General features: G+C 40.5%; 14 protein-coding genes. 5 read left to right on the forward strand and 9 right to left on the reverse strand.

Annotation, left to right across the window (positions count from 1 at the left end):
• Nucleotides 1–18: 18 nt before the first annotated feature.
• From FD724_RS03770 to FD724_RS03785, 4 genes are all read right to left on the reverse strand, one after another.
• Nucleotides 19–225, reverse strand: a complete 207-nt coding sequence (locus tag FD724_RS03770) for a hypothetical protein (RefSeq protein WP_114084819.1) — start codon at nt 223–225, stop codon at nt 19–21.
• Nucleotides 226–807: 582 nt separating this feature from the next.
• Nucleotides 808–1,410, reverse strand: a complete 603-nt coding sequence (locus tag FD724_RS03775; RefSeq protein ID WP_114084820.1) for a superoxide dismutase — start codon at nt 1,408–1,410, stop codon at nt 808–810.
• A 481-nt stretch (nt 1,411–1,891) separates the two neighbouring features.
• Nucleotides 1,892–3,499 (reverse strand): bifunctional pantoate--beta-alanine ligase/(d)CMP kinase, encoded by a 1,608-nt coding sequence (locus tag FD724_RS03780; RefSeq protein ID WP_179071628.1) that lies wholly within the window; start codon nt 3,497–3,499, stop codon nt 1,892–1,894.
• A gap of 186 nt (nt 3,500–3,685) precedes the next feature.
• Entirely contained in the window at nt 3,686–4,795 is a 1,110-nt protein-coding gene (locus FD724_RS03785; RefSeq protein WP_179071629.1) for a septal ring lytic transglycosylase RlpA family protein, read from the reverse strand.
• Between the two features lie 889 nt (nt 4,796–5,684).
• Here FD724_RS03785 and glsA point away from each other — a divergent pair.
• A complete protein-coding gene (glsA, locus tag FD724_RS03790) occupies nt 5,685–6,668 on the forward strand; it encodes a glutaminase A (RefSeq protein ID WP_179071630.1) in 984 nt (327 codons plus the stop codon).
• Between the two features lie 277 nt (nt 6,669–6,945).
• Here the strand turns inward: glsA and FD724_RS03795 are convergent, their stop codons facing one another.
• Both FD724_RS03795 and FD724_RS03800 read right to left on the reverse strand, forming a co-directional pair.
• Nucleotides 6,946–7,761, reverse strand: coding sequence for a DUF1838 domain-containing protein (locus FD724_RS03795; RefSeq protein WP_179071631.1), 816 nt, complete (start codon nt 7,759–7,761; stop codon nt 6,946–6,948).
• A gap of 222 nt (nt 7,762–7,983) precedes the next feature.
• The gene (locus FD724_RS03800) at nt 7,984–9,168 is read right to left on the reverse strand and encodes an AbrB family transcriptional regulator (protein ID WP_179071632.1); all 1,185 of its coding nucleotides are present in this window, start codon (nt 9,166–9,168) and stop codon (nt 7,984–7,986) included.
• A gap of 1,110 nt (nt 9,169–10,278) precedes the next feature.
• Here FD724_RS03800 and FD724_RS03805 point away from each other — a divergent pair.
• Nucleotides 10,279–12,357 (forward strand): ATP-binding protein, encoded by a 2,079-nt coding sequence (locus FD724_RS03805; RefSeq protein WP_179071633.1) that lies wholly within the window; start codon nt 10,279–10,281, stop codon nt 12,355–12,357.
• Nucleotides 12,358–12,739: 382 nt separating this feature from the next.
• Nucleotides 12,740–13,726 carry an alpha/beta fold hydrolase gene (locus tag FD724_RS03810; RefSeq protein ID WP_179071634.1) on the forward strand — a complete coding sequence of 329 codons (987 nt, stop codon included), beginning with the start codon at nt 12,740–12,742 and terminating at the stop codon, nt 13,724–13,726.
• 365 nt (nt 13,727–14,091) lie between these two features.
• Here FD724_RS03810 and FD724_RS03815 read toward each other — a convergent pair whose 3' ends face one another.
• On the reverse strand, nt 14,092–15,273 hold the full coding sequence (locus tag FD724_RS03815) for a serine hydrolase (protein ID WP_179071635.1): 1,182 nt from the start codon (nt 15,271–15,273) through the stop codon (nt 14,092–14,094).
• A gap of 151 nt (nt 15,274–15,424) precedes the next feature.
• On the opposite strand from FD724_RS03815, the gene fdhD reads away from it, so the two are divergent.
• Entirely contained in the window at nt 15,425–16,258 is an 834-nt protein-coding gene (gene fdhD / locus FD724_RS03820; protein ID WP_163930651.1) for a formate dehydrogenase accessory sulfurtransferase FdhD, read from the forward strand.
• 188 nt (nt 16,259–16,446) lie between these two features.
• On the opposite strand, the gene pnuC is transcribed toward fdhD, so the two are convergent.
• On the reverse strand, nt 16,447–17,034 hold the full coding sequence (gene pnuC / locus FD724_RS03825; RefSeq protein ID WP_179071636.1) for a nicotinamide riboside transporter PnuC: 588 nt from the start codon (nt 17,032–17,034) through the stop codon (nt 16,447–16,449).
• Nucleotides 17,035–17,099: 65 nt separating this feature from the next.
• Nucleotides 17,100–18,128 (reverse strand): AAA family ATPase, encoded by a 1,029-nt coding sequence (locus tag FD724_RS03830; RefSeq protein ID WP_179071637.1) that lies wholly within the window; start codon nt 18,126–18,128, stop codon nt 17,100–17,102.
• Between the two features lie 149 nt (nt 18,129–18,277).
• Between FD724_RS03830 and FD724_RS03835 the strand changes: the two genes are divergently transcribed.
• On the forward strand, nt 18,278–18,439 hold the full coding sequence (locus FD724_RS03835) for a hypothetical protein (RefSeq protein ID WP_174710831.1): 162 nt from the start codon (nt 18,278–18,280) through the stop codon (nt 18,437–18,439).
• Nucleotides 18,440–18,444 lie beyond the last annotated feature (5 nt).

The raw sequence follows: 18,444 nt of genomic DNA on the forward strand, positions 1-18,444 counted from the left end.
AAGTCATAACTCCTCACTTTAAAATACCTCATCTTCAATACCGCGCCACCATTCACCCAAATTCATTAAGTCTTGGTAAATATCTTCTAATTCTTTGGCGTAGACATCATTTGTAAGGGTGGCTCGACGCTCTTGCAATTTCTTAAGGCGCAGTTGTACCAATACCCAAGGTTTAGTGATGCTATTCGTTGCTTCGATGTATTGTGCTAGTTCTTTACTATCCATAATGTTTTATATTTTTCAGAATTACACCCTGTACAAAAGAATCATGTTGTGTATAAGCTAAATATTTGGTTTCAGGTTTTTATTAATTATTCTTTAATAGTAAATAGATCCGCGTTATAAAAGCAATTCATGTAGACGCGGAGCGGCTTTCCGCATGGTATTGCCCTTACAACAAATGGTTTTTTAAACATTCATATTTAGTCTTTTTTGTCAATGCATAAGTTCTAATTTTGATTTTCATGCCACTACTTTTATTCAGACAATGCCCATCCCACTACTGAAAAACAGAAAAGCAGGGTGGTTTCATACGAAAAAAGAAAAATATATAAGTATTAATTTCTTATTTTGTGGCATGGCTTATTACCCCTCTCCAAACCTTTCCCCGAAACGGAGAGAGGCTTTGAAACCCAGTTTTAGTTTTTCTCTGGTTGTATGAAACCACCCTGCTACTGAAAAATACAAAAGGGAGAAACTAAAAAGAATTTCTCCCTTTTCTGGTGGAATTTCTGCTTCAACTTTTGCAAATTAACTTATGGAGCAGCTTACTAAGAGGCATCGCACTCAGTTTAAACCAGCAATTAATTAAGCTTTAGCCAAGTTTTCAGCAGCAAAGTCCCAGTTAACCAAGTTATCTAGGAAATTCTTGATGAACGCTGGACGGGCATTTCTGTAGTCAATGTAGTAAGCGTGTTCCCAAACATCCAAGGTTAGGAGTGCCTTCTTACCATGAGCTAGAGGGTTTTCTGCATTTGGTGTTTTGATCACCTTCAGCGTACCACCATCATCAATCAGCCAAGACCAACCACTACCAAATTGAGTTGCAGCTGCGTTAGAGAACTCTTCCTTGAATTTGTCGAAGCTACCAAAATCTTTATCAATCCTGGCTGCAAGATCGCCAGTGGGTGCGCCGCCACCATTTGGTTTCAAGGAATTCCAGAAGAAGGTGTGGTTCCAAACTTGAGCAGCGTTGTTGAAGATTCCCGCCTTAGAGGAGTCTTGGAAGGAAATTTTGATCACTTCTTCCAGAGACTTATCAGCAAGTTCTGTACCTTCAGTCAGCTTGTTGAGGTTGTCTACATAAGCTTTGTGATGCTTACCATAGTGATACTCGAAAGTTTCAGCTTTCATGCCATTTGGCTCTAAAGCATTCTTGTCGAAGGGTAGCGGGGGCTGTACAAATACCATTGTGTGAAATCCTCTCTTTACCGGTTTCCAGTTTCAAGCTATTGCAGAAGCTTGGAAAATTAACAGCTTTTATTTTTAAGGTTTTATGTCTTTAATGATGGAACATAAAACTTAACATCGTCATTCTACTACCAAAGTGAAGATAAAGTGAAGATGAAAACAAAGTACTTCGCTGATAAGTCAAATCGCTATGAATTCACGGTTATAAATAAAAATGGCTAATATCTCGTCCCGAAAGTCCAATCTGTAATTAGCATTTAGCAATTAAAGCTTTAATACTTCTATCTTTAGTAGGATTAATTGCGATGTGGTAAATCAGTCGAAAGCGAGATGATTTAATACTTAAATAATCTTAAAACTAAGGCTTAATAAATCACTGATGAAATTATCTTATTTTTAAATATTGTTTTGAGGATGGTAAGTGAATAATCACTCACCCACCACCCTTTGAAACTAAAAAGTTAACAGTAAATAGCAGTGATTAGCGCTGAGATAAACGCTGCTGGTAATAGTTAACAATTTGTGCCGTGACTTCAGACACATCCAAACCATCAGTTTGAACTTCAATGGCATCTGCTGCTTTTTGCAAAGGTGAAACTTTGCGTGTACTATCTTTCCAGTCACGTTCGGCAATATCTCGTTCTAGCTGCTCTAAATTGATTGCGGATTGACCTTGTTTGTTAAAGTCTTCCTGGCGGCGACGGGCGCGTTCACTCACAGAAGCAGTTAAGAAGATTTTGACTTCGGCATTGGGGAAAACGTGAGTACCAATATCTCGTCCCTCAGCGACTAAACCACCTTTTTTACCCCAGCTTTGTTGTTGTTTAACCAGTGCTTGACGGACAGCGCTTTGGGCTGCGATCGCAGATACTTGAGATGTTACCTCAATAGTGCGAATTACCTGGGTAACATCAGTACCGTTAATCCAAACCTGCACGGACGATTGTAAATCCTGGGTAGGAGTAAGTTCAATTTTACACAGGTTAGTTAATTCAGCGATCGCACACTCATCATCAATAGCAATCCCCTTTTGCAGTACAAGCCAAGTGACAGCACGGTACATTGCTCCTGTATCTAAATAGACTAAACCCAGATTTGCTGCCACTTGTCGCGCCACTGTCGATTTTCCAGCCCCGGCTGGGCCATCAATGGCGATGATGGGTTGACGATCGCGCAAGATGATATTGTCAATCAAACGTGTAGAACCAAGACGAGCTGCGATCGCCAACATTCCTTCCTCCTCAACTTTTTCTAAAGACATCAACGTAGTCGGTTCAACTAATTCAATATATTCCACTAAAATTGTGCTGACCATTGCCACTTCTTGCTGTACCACTGCTATCAACTTGTTGCTATTGCGATCGCCTGCAATGAATGCAGCTTCAGCCCGTTGCAAGCCGCGATATAATGCTGCCGCTTGTTCTTTTGCCGTTGCAGTCAAATATTGATTACGAGAACTGAAGGCAAGACCCGACGCTTCCCGCACTGTTGGACAAGCAACAATTTCTACTGGCAAATTTAAGTCAGCTACTAAGCGTTTAATAATTGCCAGTTGCTGACCATCCTTTTGACCAAAGTAGGCACGGTCAGGCTGTACCAAGTTGAAAAGCTTGGTAACAATCGTAGCGACACCTTGAAAATGACCCAGGCGAGAACGACCACACAAGCCTGTCATCATAGCAGATGGGGGTATAACTTGTGTAACCTTTGATTCTTGTATACTCTTCTGGGGAACTGCCATCTCTTCAGGAGTCGGTGCAAAAATGGCATCTACCCCAGCTTGTTCGCAAAGTTTTTGGTCTTGCTCTAAAGTCCGGGGGTAGCGTTGATAATCCTCATTAGGAGCAAATTGCAGGGGATTGACGAAAATACTCACAATCACCGTAGAATTTTCTTGCCGCGCCCGTTGGATCAAGCTTAAATGACCTTGATGCAAATTCCCCATCGTTGGTACTAGACCGACTGCCGTCTGATACCAGCCAGTTATCTCATCTAGTCTTAGATCCTCAGTAACCGCAATCAGCTTGTTTTCTGAGCAGCGTTTAGTTAAATAGCAGCGTAAAGCTGCGACTGTTGTCAGCAGGCGCACAAAAAATACCCCTAGTTCTTATCGATCCCTCCCCCGTTAGTTTATATCTGAAACAGAGGGAAGAGTTGATTGAACTAGGGGAATTAAGTGATACGGAACTTGAATTGGATTTAGGGGAAAGGTTATAGGTGACAGGTGATAGGGAATAATCTTTTCCTTGTAACCTGTAACCTGTAACCTACTCGATTATTTTCCCAAAACTTCAATATGTACTGGTGCAACACCACTACCCATCATTCCCAAAATTCGAGCCGCGCCAGCAGATACATCAATGACTCGACCCCGAATGTATGGGCCTCGGTCATTAATTCGCAGCACTACAGAACGACCGTTGCGGGTGTTGGTTACACGCACTTGCGTACCAAAGGGTAAGCTGCGATGGGCGGCAGTCATTGCTTCTGGGTTAAATCTCTGACCGCTTGCAGTCTGAGTACCAGAACCGTCATAGCCGTAATAAGAAGCCATGCCTCTCAAAGTGGCTTGCACTACTCCAACGGCAATCTGTTGAGGCAGCTTTGGTATTGAGACTGGTTGACGGACTGGTAAATTAGCAATTTCTTTTAGGGGAGATGCATTGCCTAGTAGCCTCCGCAGGCGATTAGTTGCTTGCAATGCATCTTCTGCCAAATTTTTGGTGGGATTGGTCTGTGCTAGTCGTGTAGCTTCGTTGATTTCGACCAATTCTTCGCCATTAATTTTGATTACATAGCGATCGCCATCTTGCCGGGAGGGAGCGCTTTTGTTTTGTGCTTGATTGGCATTAGATTTTTCCCCTGCTTTCCAACTGACGGTAATTTTACTGCCGTCTACACTTTCCCGATTCAACTGGTTGATCTTAGCTGCTACTACACCAGCTATCTGAACCGGGTCATTGTCAGAGGAGCTAATCTGGTTACTCACATCTGTTACGTCATCAGCATTCAGTGCCTTTGGTGAATTGCTAGAAATAAGGGCGTACTCTTGTACGCCCCCAGTATTTCCAATTGCACCAACTTTTTTAGATTCAAAATTCGTATTTGATACAGAACTCAAAAAGGTGAGAACAGGTATATTTCGGATAAAAAGGGTTGCCGCCTTACGTCCTCTAATGTTGTGAGGATGAATTTCTGTAATCACAGCATCCAAGGTTTGTCTCCCTGCTCTGGATTGGTACTCTCCCACCTTAACCACATCAGGGGCAGGTGATTTTTGGGATGCTAGAGCATTTCCCTTGGTGGTTTGAGTACAACCGACTGAAGGTATGCCCAAAACAGCCATAGACAGGGCAACAATAATCCACAAATGTCTTTGATTCATGCGTCCGTTTTTGAAAGCGACTGTAGAACTTTAAGTTTTATAAATTGCGGGATTTTTCACTCGTGAAAGTGATTTCCCTTCTGAAAAACTCGAACTCGTTCCGTTTTCACTTTGTTATTTATAACTCGCAACAGACTAACACGAACCTTTTGGCTTGGGGATCAGGGTTTTAGCGTAATTATCGACTGCTCAATCAAATTAAAGTTCCAAATTTAAGGGTGAAACCTTTCTCAAAGGCGGACTTTGGCTATGTAACGCTTTTTTCTGCAACTCAAAAATTTCTTCAAAAAACTTTACGCTTCTTGCACGCCAAAATGACGACACCCTGTTGACTTCTGTTCTAAAGGCTCACTACTACTCGTGTATTATAGATAACATGTATTTTCACTATTTCCTATAAGAAGATAATATAACTTTAATTAAATGGCATCGGCATAAATACTTAAAATCGTTTATTTAATAAAATATTTAGATTTCCCTATGAATAAGTCGTGATATGAGTTACATCTACAATAATTATGCAAATTAGTTTGAGTTTAAGATATTTTTTCTACTTAGATTAATCATGACTTTTATTCCCCATAACTCAACGTAGATAAGTGATAAATATTACTCCTGATTACCGTATTACTGAGTATAAAATAAAGAAGTATACTCAACTTAATATTTTTCGTGATTAATGATGAAAAAATTAGGAAATCTTCGCGATCGCTTGTAGATCAATTTTTGGTGGTATCAAAAACAACAACAGCCATTTTTGGTACTAAGTAATTGCTCAAAGATGATTTTTTAGAGCAAGCTATCTTTGACAAAATCTTTGCGGCTGTAGGTATGTACGGCTGCACCCCTACTATATATAGTGAGTATTTTGGGGAGTGCTATCAGCGTGATGACAAGCCAAGTAAATCAAAGAGATTTAGAAATAGATTCATCGCCATTATTAGCTGTTCTTCAGGAATTGCATTCTCAGTACAAGTTACTGCAAGAGGGTGCAGTAGCGAAATATATTCCAGAATTGGCAAAGGTAAACCCTGATTTGTTCAGCATTTGTATTGTCACAGTAGATGGTCAGATTTACAAAGTTGGCGATTACGACCAACTTTTTACCATTCAGTCGATTTCCAAAGTGTTTGCTTATGGACTTGCCTTAGAAGATCATGGACTCGATTACGTTTTAACTAGAGTTGGCGTAGAACCGACAGGCGATGCATTCAACGCGATCGTTTTAGATGAGCAATCGAAGCGACCTTATAACCCAATGGTAAACGCTGGTGCGATCGCGACCACTAGCTTAATCAAAGGTTCCGGCCCAACGGAACGTCTTAACCGAATGCTGGATATGTACAAGCGATATATCGGCCGGGACGTATTCGTTGACATTTCAGTTTTTACCTCAGAACGCAGTACCGGACATCGCAACCGTGCAATGGCGCATCTGATGCTCAACTTTGGCATGATTGACCGGAATATTGAAGAGTCGCTGGATCTTTATTTCCAGCAATGTGCTGTGATAGTGAATTGCGAAGACTTAGCAGTGATGGCGGCTACTCTGGCTAACAAAGGTATGAACCCCATCACCAAAGAACAGGCGGTAGATAAGCGTTACATCAAAGATATTTTGAGTGTGATGTACACCTGTGGAATGTACAACTTTGCAGGTGAGTGGGCTTACAAAATTGGGATTCCGGCAAAAAGCGGAGTTTGTGGTGGGATTATCGCGGTTGTACCCAATAAGATGGGTATTGGGGTTTTTTCGCCACTGCTAGATGTGCGTGGTAATAGTGTGCGCGGGGTGAAGGTGTGTGAAGAACTTTCCCAACGGTTAGGTTTACATCTATTTGATTGTTTAGGACAAGAGGCTAGATTTGAATAAAAAGACCTCTCCCTGGTTTTACTACGCAAAACCTGTCCCTCTCCGAGGCGGAGAGGGAAAAATTGGAACACAAGGTTAAAGCACAATACAGTTCAGATAAGACCAAAACACTTGTAGAGACAGCGATTTATCGCGTCTCGAAAAACCCAAATTTTTGCCAGTAGCCCTTAACTGAATCGTATTGGATTAAAGCAGGAAAGGTTTATCTAACTCTCGTTTATCTATATATAGATATAGTTACCAAACTCTGAATTATCTCTCTTCGCGTGTCCTCCAGTTACAATTCTTCTGCTTGGGGAAGCGGGAAGGTTTCACCAGCTAAATAAGACTGAAAGTGCTTTTGGAAGTACAACCAGGAAGTCATATCTTCCCCATCGCTCAATGCTTTTGGGGCTTGTTTATATAGAGGAATACGGTTATTAATTTCGTCTTGCAGCAATGGGGGCAGTTCTGTTAAACCATTGACTTTGCTGCCAACAGCACTGTAGATTAGTTGACCGGGGCGATCGCCCATTTTCATCCAGGGAAGCCATTGACCAATCCGATCCCAACTCAGTTTGAGTTCAGAAACCGAGGGAAGCGCTGAGTTAAATAAATCTGTGGTTGGCACTGTTAATTTAAACAATTCTGCCGCCTGATAAATTGGATTTGGGCTATATTCGGCAAATTTGGGATCGTCTGCTAGGGGATTGGGGTAATAGGGAAATATGTCAAAAACGAAGGTTGTGCTGTCACCATCTACTTGTGCAGGGAAATTTCCCTCAAACTTACCCTGCACTGGATTATTGGCGACGTGGATTACCGGAACTGTCTCACTTGTCCAAGGATTCTCCCACTTGCGTAAGACTTCATCGGTTTTTGGGTTGAGGTAATAAGTTAATTCCCTGGAAGTAAAATCCCAGCTACCCTCTGCTGTGGGAATACATCGGCTAACACTCAATCCCAGCATTTTAAATAGAAGTTGTCTTTTCTCGCCGGGGATAAAGGCATAAATCTTACCTTTCCAAATCAGGAAAGTTGATTCGCTAGGGTCGAGGGAAGAACGAGTTTTAACCCAGTGCTGCGCTTCAAGTTCTTGGATTTGAGCAACCATCTAAAGCATCCTTAGTGTTTGGATAACAAAAGGATAAGCTAACCAGCATTCAAGTTGCATTTTTGTCATTAGTCATTAGTCATTTGTCATTTGTCAAAAACTAATGCCCCATACTTCCCTACGAGAGGCTATGCTTCTCCAAAGGAGTACGACTGCGCTCAGTACCAGTGCCCCATGCCCAATTCCCAATGCCCAATTCCCAATTCCCAATACCTTCATCAATTAAACTGATTCAGAAAGTTGCTCATCTAAACGGCGAAACAAAAACACCCAAAGAGGTAGGGAACTGTTAATCGCAATTAGTCGCACTAAATGACCAGTTGTGACAATTTCAACATTATGATTCAATGCCAGGGAAACCAAGATCATTTCTGCCGATCCTCCTGGTGCTGTGACTAGCAAACAGGTTAACCAGTCCCAAGAGGTGAATTGCATGGCAAGTATAGCAGCGATCGCTCCAGCGATGAGGGTCATCCCTACAGACATCAAGGCATAGCCGACAGTCCGCTTCTGAAAGTTGGGTTTATCTCCCCAATACTCACCAATGGTAATTCCCAGGAGCATTTGACCCAATAAGTTAATTAAAGGCGGCGGACTAAAACTAATATCACCCACAAAAGGCAGCCAATGTAGCAGAGGATTAAACCCGATACCAATTAACAATGCACCAAAGAAATCGCCGGCGGGAATTTTAAATAATATAGCTGGATAAACTACTAATGCAGTGATTAGGAGTATTAACAAGAGTAATTCTAGTTGAGATGGATCGAGATTGAGCCAATCAGGGTTGATTGGGAGCGTTTGCGGGTAGTAATTACTGGCTGATGTCTTAGCGATGAAGGGGATCAAAACAACTACTGAAGTGACGCGAATCGCCTGAACTAGGGCAACTAAGCTGACATTTTTATTGTAATCGGCAGCGATCGCTGCCATAATTCCCACACCACCAGGAACAGTAGCCAGCATTGCTGTCAATAGGTTAGTTTTGCTGAGGCGGGCATACATATAACCAATACAACTTCCACTCAGCAGCAGAAACAAGGTCAGAAAAATAAATATGGGAATACCAGAAGCAACACTAGCTAGATTACCGTGGGTATTGGAAGCGCCGACAGTTAAGCCTACAAGTGCCATTCCCACTTTTCTAGCAGTGCGGTTAGGTTGAGGATAATATTGATAAAAAATTCGACACCCTTGAAGAACTACTGTACCAGCAGCAATCCCGCCAAATATCCAGGCAATCCTGCCAATTTGGAACTTGGCGAGGAGTAAACCCAGAGGTAATGCCAGAAGCATTTCCAAGACAAGGACAATTAATTGCTTCGTAAATAGCTGTTGTTTGGTAACAACAGGATTTTCATGGGTGTGTTCTTCTAGGCTGGGAGCAACACTTACGCTTTGATTCATCAATACAAGCTTTTTTATTAATTTAACTTATCTACTAAAGCTAACGCGATCGCACAACATAAATAGAGTCTATCAAGCCAAGTTTACTAGGATCGTAGTAAGCACTTTAGCGTTCAAATCAATCATTAAAGTCCTGACTAAAAAGTTATTCATCTATTAAAGTTAGTCTAGTGGACTACTAGATGTAAATTTACCGCGTGTTGCCTTCAAACAAAAATACCTATAGAGAGAGCATAAGGGCACAATGAGAGAGCGGAGTATATGTATGGCTGGACAAAAGCCGAAGCTTTAGGACATTAATTATTGCAATGTTGAAGAAGAATTCAGAAGTCAGAATTCAGGAGTCAGAATAAATCAGTCGGGGATTCAGACCCGCGACTGATTAAAGACCACCAAATCGTAGATTTAGTAGGGGTCTTAAACCCGGCTATTCAGACGCTCGTGGACTCGCTTTAAGCGAAGCCATGCCGTTGGCGCAGCCTCTCGTAGAGAAGGCTTTACGCTGCGCTATCCGCCACTCGCACAGAATTCATTCTGAATTCTGACTCCTGACTCCTGAATTCTGTTCGATAAATAAATACGCCTGAATTAAGGATAATCGTAGGTTAGCTTGATGAACGAAACCCAACAATTAACCCTTAATATTGGGTTCTGTTCCTTAAGCCAACCTACACAGTTTAAAGTTTTTATGGCTAACCCAAGCGTATTGAATGATAAATAAATATAGTGTTATAGGACTCATGTTTGATTGCATGAAAAAACTCCGTACAACTCAAAAATCCTTCTTTCCTATTGCCTATTACCTTCTTACACAAGATAGTTATTCAAATCAAGTAAATGTGAGCATATACTTTCTTTTAATATTTAAAAATAGCTTAACTATACTTGTCCCTGAATAATTTGAGTCAATTCACTGCGGCTGCGATTTGCTTCTGACCAAAAAGCTATCCAAAATATAGGTTTTATACTTTGTGGAGGAATCTAAAATAGTTGTATGCAACATTTACCACCATTTTCCCTTTCCCTCTTTCTGGTAAGTTAGGATGACATCTGCATTGCTTAAATCAAGCGTGTTAAAAATCCCAGATAATTCGTCAAAGGTATTTGCAGATGATAAACCTTAAAAGACTAAAATTTTTGCAAAAACTTCAACCCAAAATTCTAGTTTTTACATTTGGAGCATCTTTATTACCAGTTTTCGTTTTGAGCAGTGCAGTTTGGCAATTAGTAGAACAACCACTCATTAAACTAGAAAAAACTCGCCTTGATGATCAAGTTTTAGCTTTTCGTGGATATACAGCTGCTACAGAAAAGGGACTTGCAAATTTGATTTCTAGTTATGCTAATTGGACTGATTTGTATAATGCAGTTCAACATTCAGATCGGGAGTGGATAAAAAAAGAAGTTTCTACTCAACTATTATTCACGACTGATCTTGATGTAGTGAAGGTGATTCAGTCCAAAAAAAAAGAGATACTTGGCTCTGCCGGAAATCAAATATCTAATCTCCCAATAGTACAAGCAAAAATCAAATATTTAAATAACCAGAATAAATTATCTCATGAGTTAATTGATACAGGGACACAAGGATTAGTATTGTTGGGAGGCTCACCTATTTACCGTAGTGATGGAACTGGAAAGCCATTCGGAACTTTAATTGCAGGACAGTTAATGGATAAAGTATGGCTCCGACAATTTTTAAATTATTCCCAGCCGACGACCAGACTGGAAATAATTTCTTTAGATGGAAAGTTTTTCGTCTCTAGTAGTTATGATTGGAAACCAGACATTTGGGAAAAAACTTATTTTGATTCTCAAATTTTACCAAATATTTCTCAAAAGCACTCTGTCTATCGGATTCAGCCAGATTTGGGATTAAATACAATTTATGCTCCCATATATTCTGGTAATAAGGCTATTGCTATTGTCAAGATTCAAATTGTAGCAAAATATTTTCAGGAGGCGAAGCTAACTCTTACCCGCTTGTTTTGGTTGGGGTTAAGTTTAGCAGTGCTACTGTCAGTGTTAATTGCTAATTTACTAGCTCAACAAATTAGTAACCCAATTATCCAACTTGCAAAGCGTAGTAAAACTTTAGCAGCAGGTGATTTGAGTAGCCCCATTCCTAATGTTAAAAATGGTGGTGAAATTGGGCAGTTGGCTAATGCTTACCAGGAAATGGCTAATTCTCTCACAACCCTAATCAATAATTTAGAGCAAAGGGTAGCGCAACGCACTCAAGAATTAGAACTAGCTCGTCAAACATTGGAAGAAAGAGTGCAAGAGCGGACAGTAGAGCTTTTACAAAAAAATCAGGAACTAGAGATGAAAACTGAACAATTGCATACAGCTTTAGATAATTTAAAAATGGCAGAATCGCACTTAATTCAAACAGAAAAAATGTCTTCACTAGGTAATCTAGTTGCTGGTATTGCCCACGAAATTAATAATCCCATTAATTTTATCTATGCTAATCTCACTCACATCAACAACTATACTCAAGATTTATTCAATCTCATCTTCAGGTATCAGCAACGCTATTCAGATCCAGAGATTCAAACCTATACAGAAAAAATTGAACTTGATTATTTAATAAAAGATTTACCTCAAATTATAGCTTCTATGGATACAGGCGCTAATCGAATTCAAGAGATTATTTTCTCTTTGAGAAATTTTTCTCGGCATGATGAAGCCGAGATCAAAAAAGTTAACCTTCATGAAGGAATTGATAGTACTTTGTTGCTGCTACAGCATCGTCTGAATCCTCATCATGATTGTCCAGTTATCCAGGTAATTAAAGAATATGACAATTTTCCCTTAATTGAGTGTTATCCTCGACAACTAAATCAAGTATTTATGCAGATTTTACTAAATGCGATAGATGCTTTGGAATTGCATTCAGAACAGTTGGATAAAAAAATTATAATTCAAACTAAAGATACTAAAAATAGTGTGGCAATTAAAATTATTGATAATGGCATAGGTATAGATGATAAAAATATTTCCCAAGTATTTGATCCCTTTTTCACTACTAAATCTGTTGGTAAAGGTATAGGCTTAGGTTTAACTGTTTGCTATCAGATTATCCAAAATCATCAAGGAAGTATTCAAGTTATTTCGCAATTAAATATAAAAACCGAAGTCATTATTGAATTACCATACTTGCTTGCCAATAATTATGAATCCTGATGCTATTGGTAATCAGCAATTTTATTGTCTGTATAGCCGCGTAAAGCCTTCTCTTCTCTTTCAGAGACGCTAACGCGAACGAGAGGCTGCGCCAACGGCATAGCTTCGCTTAGCGCGTCAGCGTGCCGGAGGCTCTATTCCATTCGCCAGGGCAGACGTGTTTTTATAAAAGTGAGATGCTCCCCTTGACCCCCGTCTGCTGGATAATGGTTTTAGTATTGTCAAGAGCCAGAGAAGAAACAAAAGGCAATTTTTCACTCTCTTAATGATCAGCCCCATTAATTAGTTTTCAGTGAGGGCAGCATCAGGCTTTTTTACCCAAACAGTTCATTTGCCAACATAAAAACAGCTGCTTCAACCATAAAAAAGGAATTGAGGAAACATGACTTCAGTAACTCACCGTGAAGTCGAAACCAACGGCATCAAGATGCATATTGCCGAACAGGGGCAGGGGCCACTGGTAGTCTTGTGTCACGGCTTCCCGGAAAGTTGGTACTCCTGGCGACATCAGTTATCGGCATTAGCTTCAGCAGGATTCCATGCAGTAGCACCTGACCAGCGCGGTTATGGGCAGACTGACCAACCGGAACCAATTGAGGCATACCATATTTTCCAGTTGGTCGGTGATATTGTTGGTCTGGTTCATGCGCTGGGTGAGGAGCAAGCAATCATTGTTGGACACGATTGGGGTGCCGTGGTTGCCTGGCATTGTGCCCTACTCCGTCCAGACATCTTCCACGCTATCTCCCTGCTGAGTGTGCCCTATCGACCCCGCACTTCGTCAAACATTCGACCGACACAAGCAATGAAGTTGATGGCTGGGGAGCAGGAATTCTATCAACTGTACTTCCAAGAACCAGGTAAAGCTGAGGTGGAACTTGAGTCGGATGTTCGCGCCGCCATACGTACAATCCTCTACTCTGCATCAGGAGATCCACCACCAGAAAAACGCTGGCGTTTCCTGTTCAGTAAGTCTGAGAAACTACTGAATACTTCTTCTGTACCGGAGCAACTTCCCCCTTGGTTAACAGACCAGGATATCGACTTTTTCACTTCTGAATTTGAGCGAACTGGTTTCCGGGGCGGGTTGAACTGGTATCGCAACATAGATTCTATGTGGGAACTAACACCGTTTCTTTGCGGCGCAAAGCTTCGCCAGCCGGCATTGTTTGTGGCGGGAGAAGCAGATGCAGTGATCGCAATGTACCGTGAAGCATTCGATACCTTGGAGCAGAACGTGCCCAATCTGAGACAAAAGGTATTGCTGCCTGGTGCTGGTCATTGGATTCAACAAGAACGCCCAGTCGAAGTAAACAGACTGCTCATTGAGTTTCTGGCAGACCTCCAAATCGACAAGCCCATTACCTAAAAGTCATTGCAGGAAAATTCGCGGCTCAAATTTTGCACCTTTCTGATATTTCCGCCTTTGACATCAAGCGCCGCCTTCATCGCTGAATGCCTTACCCTGTGCGGTGACATTAAATCTTAGAATCACAATAGTCAATCTAAATGTGCGTGATTTTAACGCCAAAGAGAAAACGCTTGAAATTTTGGGTAAAGGTAAGGGTAGCTAGTTCATTTTTCTTTGTTCATTTTTCTTTATATAAGCTGTTACGTATACAACTTGCATTATCAGGGCGGGCAAAATGCCCACCCCACAATCATATTGAAAAAATATTAGTGCAAATTAAAGGCGCAACAGCTTAGTTTGATTTTATTGTGCCAAATTACTTTTTATTTATTACTAATAACCTCTAAACCTGTCCTAGCTATTGATTTAATATCAACACCCTGATCGTTTAGCAGCACTACTATAGTAGTATTTTGATTGGGGAGATATGCCAGCAATGTTGTGAAGCCATAAGCTATACCACTATGGCCAATTGCTGTTTCCAAAGGAGATGAGAACCGTTCTACACCTAACCCATAACTATAGCTTTCGCCATTATCTTTAAATTTCAGCATTTCTTTCATCATCTTCGAGGAAAGTAAGCTTTTTTTGACAAATAACGCTTTAGCAAACTTGGCTAAATCCTCTGCTGTTGAAACCAATCCACCATCTCCTAAACCGTTGCCATCATTGACTTCGGCGTAGCTATCTAACTTACCATCCTTATTGCGATCGCTATAACCTGTAGCTACTTTTCCAATTGTCGGTTCGCGCAATTCCGTGAAGGTGTGTTTTAACCCTAATGGTTTTAAAATCTGACTGCGGATTGCTTGTGCGAGAGTTTCCCTAGTTATATTTTCAACGATCAGTTCTAAAAGAATGTAGTTGCAATCAGTATAAATAAATTTTTCTCCAGGATTTGCCTGCGGTTGTTCCTGGTACATATACTGAATAGCTTCTCTGGCTGTCCAAGGCTGTGAGCGGCTTCTTTTGGCAGTAGCTTGAATAAACTCTTTTGTATTAAGGTATTCAGCAACACCACTGGTATGGTTGAGTAGTTGACGAACTGTAATTTTGTCGCTGTTGACAATATGAGGAGTGATGTCTCTTGGTAAGTAGGTTGCGATCGCGCGATCTAATTCTATCTTCCTTTGCTCCACTAATTTCAGCACCACCACCGCCATAAAAGTTTTACTCATACTGGCAATGGAAAAGCCATCTGTGGGTTTCATCCGAGTTTTAGTTGACAAGTTATTGACACCAGAGGCTCCCACCCAAGAACCGTTAGGTGTAGAAATATACATTACTGCGCCGGGGATTTTTTCTTCTGCAACTATCTCATTTAAAAGTGTCTGTAGCTGAGAACTTTTTCCAACGGTGGAGGTAGATATGACTTGTTTAGCAAAAGATTTTTCAATTACTCTTTGACTAATGTTATTACTCACTAGATATCCTGCAAAACCAAGGGAAATCACGAAGACTATTGCAAATAAAATTTTTCTAAAAGCCAAAAATATTAGGTTCATTTTACTTCCTAAATAGAAACCTACCCGATTTAGATCGACTGCACAAAGTAGTTAGTGAGAATCAAAGAGACATCTGATATACAAATAGCATTACTCTATTCCCAGATTAGTATCAAAATTTCGATTTACCAACTCTTACATAAATTTGACAATGCCAACTAAAAGCAAAACCAAAGCCACTGTTTGGGTAGTGGAAAAAGGTCAAGTACGGCCTCGTTTAGATCATCTCACTACTGAGGAACCTTTAGAGATTCGTCTTGTTCCTTTCCAGAAGACGGTAGCTGTAACAATGCGGACACCAGGGGCCGATTTTGAACTAGCAGCTGGTTTCCTCTACAGTGAAGGAGTCGTTAGCCGCAGAGAAGATATCCGACGTATCAGCTACTGCGTTGATGAATTAGTAGATGGTGAGCAACGCCATAATATTGTAAATGTAGAATTGCGGGATGGGTTGATTCCAGATTTACAGCCTTTGGAGCGTCATTTTTATACTAGTAGCGCCTGTGGGGTGTGTGGTAAAGCTAGTCTTGAGGCTTTGCGTCTGCGGGGATGTCCAGTGATTCCTTCTGGGCCGACAGTAACACCTGAGATCGTATACAGCCTACCTGATAAGCTCCGAGCTGCTCAAGGTATCTTCACAGCTACAGGAGGTTTGCACGCTGCGGCTATCTTCGATACTCAAGGTAATTTGTTAAACCTGTGGGAGGATGTTGGACGGCACAATGCTTTAGATAAATTGATTGGTACAGCTTTTCTTAGTGACGAATTACCTTTAAATAATTGTATTGTCCTGGTCAGTGGACGCTCTAGTTTTGAGATTTTGCAAAAGTCTACAACTGCTGGAGTTCCCATTGTTTGTTCTGTTTCTGCTCCCAGTAGTTTGGCGGTATCTGTAGCCAAGGAATTCGGGATTACCTTAATTGGATTTCTGCGGGGTGAACGATTTAATATTTACACTGGTTTGCAAAGAATTAACGCTGTTTAAGAGGTCGTTTGAAAAGTGTTTCGCTGTGACTTTAGGTACTTTAGATCCCCCCTAGCCTTAAAAAAAGGGGGAACCGGAATCAAAGTCCCCCAATTGATCGGGGGATTTAGGGGGGTATAAAATTTTTGATACCGATAAGAGGACTTTTCAAACATCCACTACGAAATAGAAAATATATACAGGGGTTTTTAATCCTGTATTTTGGCTGTCTTTAGCCAAGATATTGAACCGTTAATTGCTATGAACAGTAAAATTACATAAAGAAAAGCAATAAATTTAACTTCTTTAACGTAGTACAACCAAATACCAATAACATCAACGATGATCCAGTAATACCAGCTTTCAATCCTTTTTTGCACCATGAGCCACATAGCAGTAAAACTCATGATTGTTGTGAGTGCATCTAAGTAAGGAAAAGAAGCTTTTTCTGTAAATATTGCAGGGAGTAACAGGTGAATTTGACTCATCAAAGCTCCCGTTGCAAACGAAATTGCTACTGTGATTGCCGCAATCAAAACAATTTTACGTGGTGGACTATATCGAATCTGCAAAACTTTACCAGAATCAGGTGTACTCCATCGCCACCAGCCATATACACTAACAACTAAATAGTAGATTTGTTCTAAAAAATCCGAATACAAACGGATTTGATAGAAAAGCGCCATATATAGCAATACACTTACTATCCCAACAGGCCAAGTCAGAATTTTCCTTTGAGAAATTAGCCACGCTGACCATAAATAAAAGACAGTTCCCAAGAGTTCTATGTAGCTCATGGGATATCCTATCAGATTGAATGCTATAGTATTTACGCTCCAAAATTCCAGCATATTGATACACTTTATAAAATAATTTTATTGAAAAATAGCTCTCCTAAGTTGGCATACTTCTGGTAACAAGACAATACTTTTTTAACAATACTAATACGTGTCATGAGGTCGCCAGACAAGCGAAAAAATGGAATTTTTCTCACAATTAAATCGCTTTCAATTTGTTTTTGAAATATGCTACGGTTTGCTTCTCCAGAGCGATCCCAGGTATCATCGTAGGGTATATCTAGATCGCAAAAAAACACTAAATCATAGCGCGATATGGCTTGATGGGCAAGTTCTGCTAACTCTGGGGCAACAGTTTTGTGGTAATACAACGAGAATTGATAGGTTGTCAAGGCATTGGTATCTGTAAATAAGTACTGGTTTGCTTGCAATAATAAGGCTTCTTCACGTTCTAAATGCCCTTTGGCAATCTCCACAAGTTGCAAGAGCGAAAGTCGTCTGTTGATTTGATTTTTTTCCCAATACTCGCGCCCGTACTCTGGCATCCATACAGTGTTGTACTCTTTAGCTAATTGTGATGCAATGGTGGTTTTACCAGTTGAAGGAGCGCCCAGAAAAACAATGTTAGCGATCAGATCGCGGTATACATCAGGATGTAAATATTCCCGCATTGCGTAAGTGTCTGTTCTGACTTGCGTTCCTGAAATTGGAAAAGTTTTGCGATCGCAATCCACAAGTCGATTAACTGCTCCTAGTGCCTGGCTTACGTGTTCGCCGTAAAATTCACTACAGTAAAAGTGAGTAATTTTTTTTGATTCCAGTTGTTTCAGGATGTAATCTTCGTGCATTTTCTTAATCTCAGGAGTGTCTCCAACCTCAGTTGGGCCATCCCAAGCTTCAATCACCTGGATTTGAGGATAAATTTTCCGCAGCCAGTTAGCTCGAACGGTTAAAGGAATCGCAGTCACCTCTGGACACTCATAAATCATCACCAGCACTTCATCCATCTCTGCTAAAGCAGTTTCAATCACCAATTGATGTCCTTTGTGCAGAGGTGCGTATTTGCCTAGCGTGAGTCCGCATGTACCAGTCATAATTTTGACCTTCCTTAGCTTTATATTTGAATTACACTAATGTCTGTTTAAAAAAGTTGGAAACATTGGACTTATAACTTTTGGTTGATGAGCTTGTTAGTTAATTAGATGAAAATTTTGCTGGAATTTAGAAAATATTAAGCAAAAATATGTCCAAGATCGCAATTATTGACTTGCAGCCTGACAATCAAGTTGAAGAACGCGAAGTGTCTGAGGCAGTTATGGCTGTAGTCATTGGAGGAATTCAAGTTAAGCTTCTAGGTAATAATATTCTGGATGCGACATTCAAGGGTTTTACATTGACAGTTTAAATTTG

Source organism: Nostoc sp. C057 (assembly GCF_013393925.1).
GTDB classification, from domain to species: Bacteria; Cyanobacteriota; Cyanobacteriia; order Cyanobacteriales; family Nostocaceae; genus Nostoc; species Nostoc muscorum_A.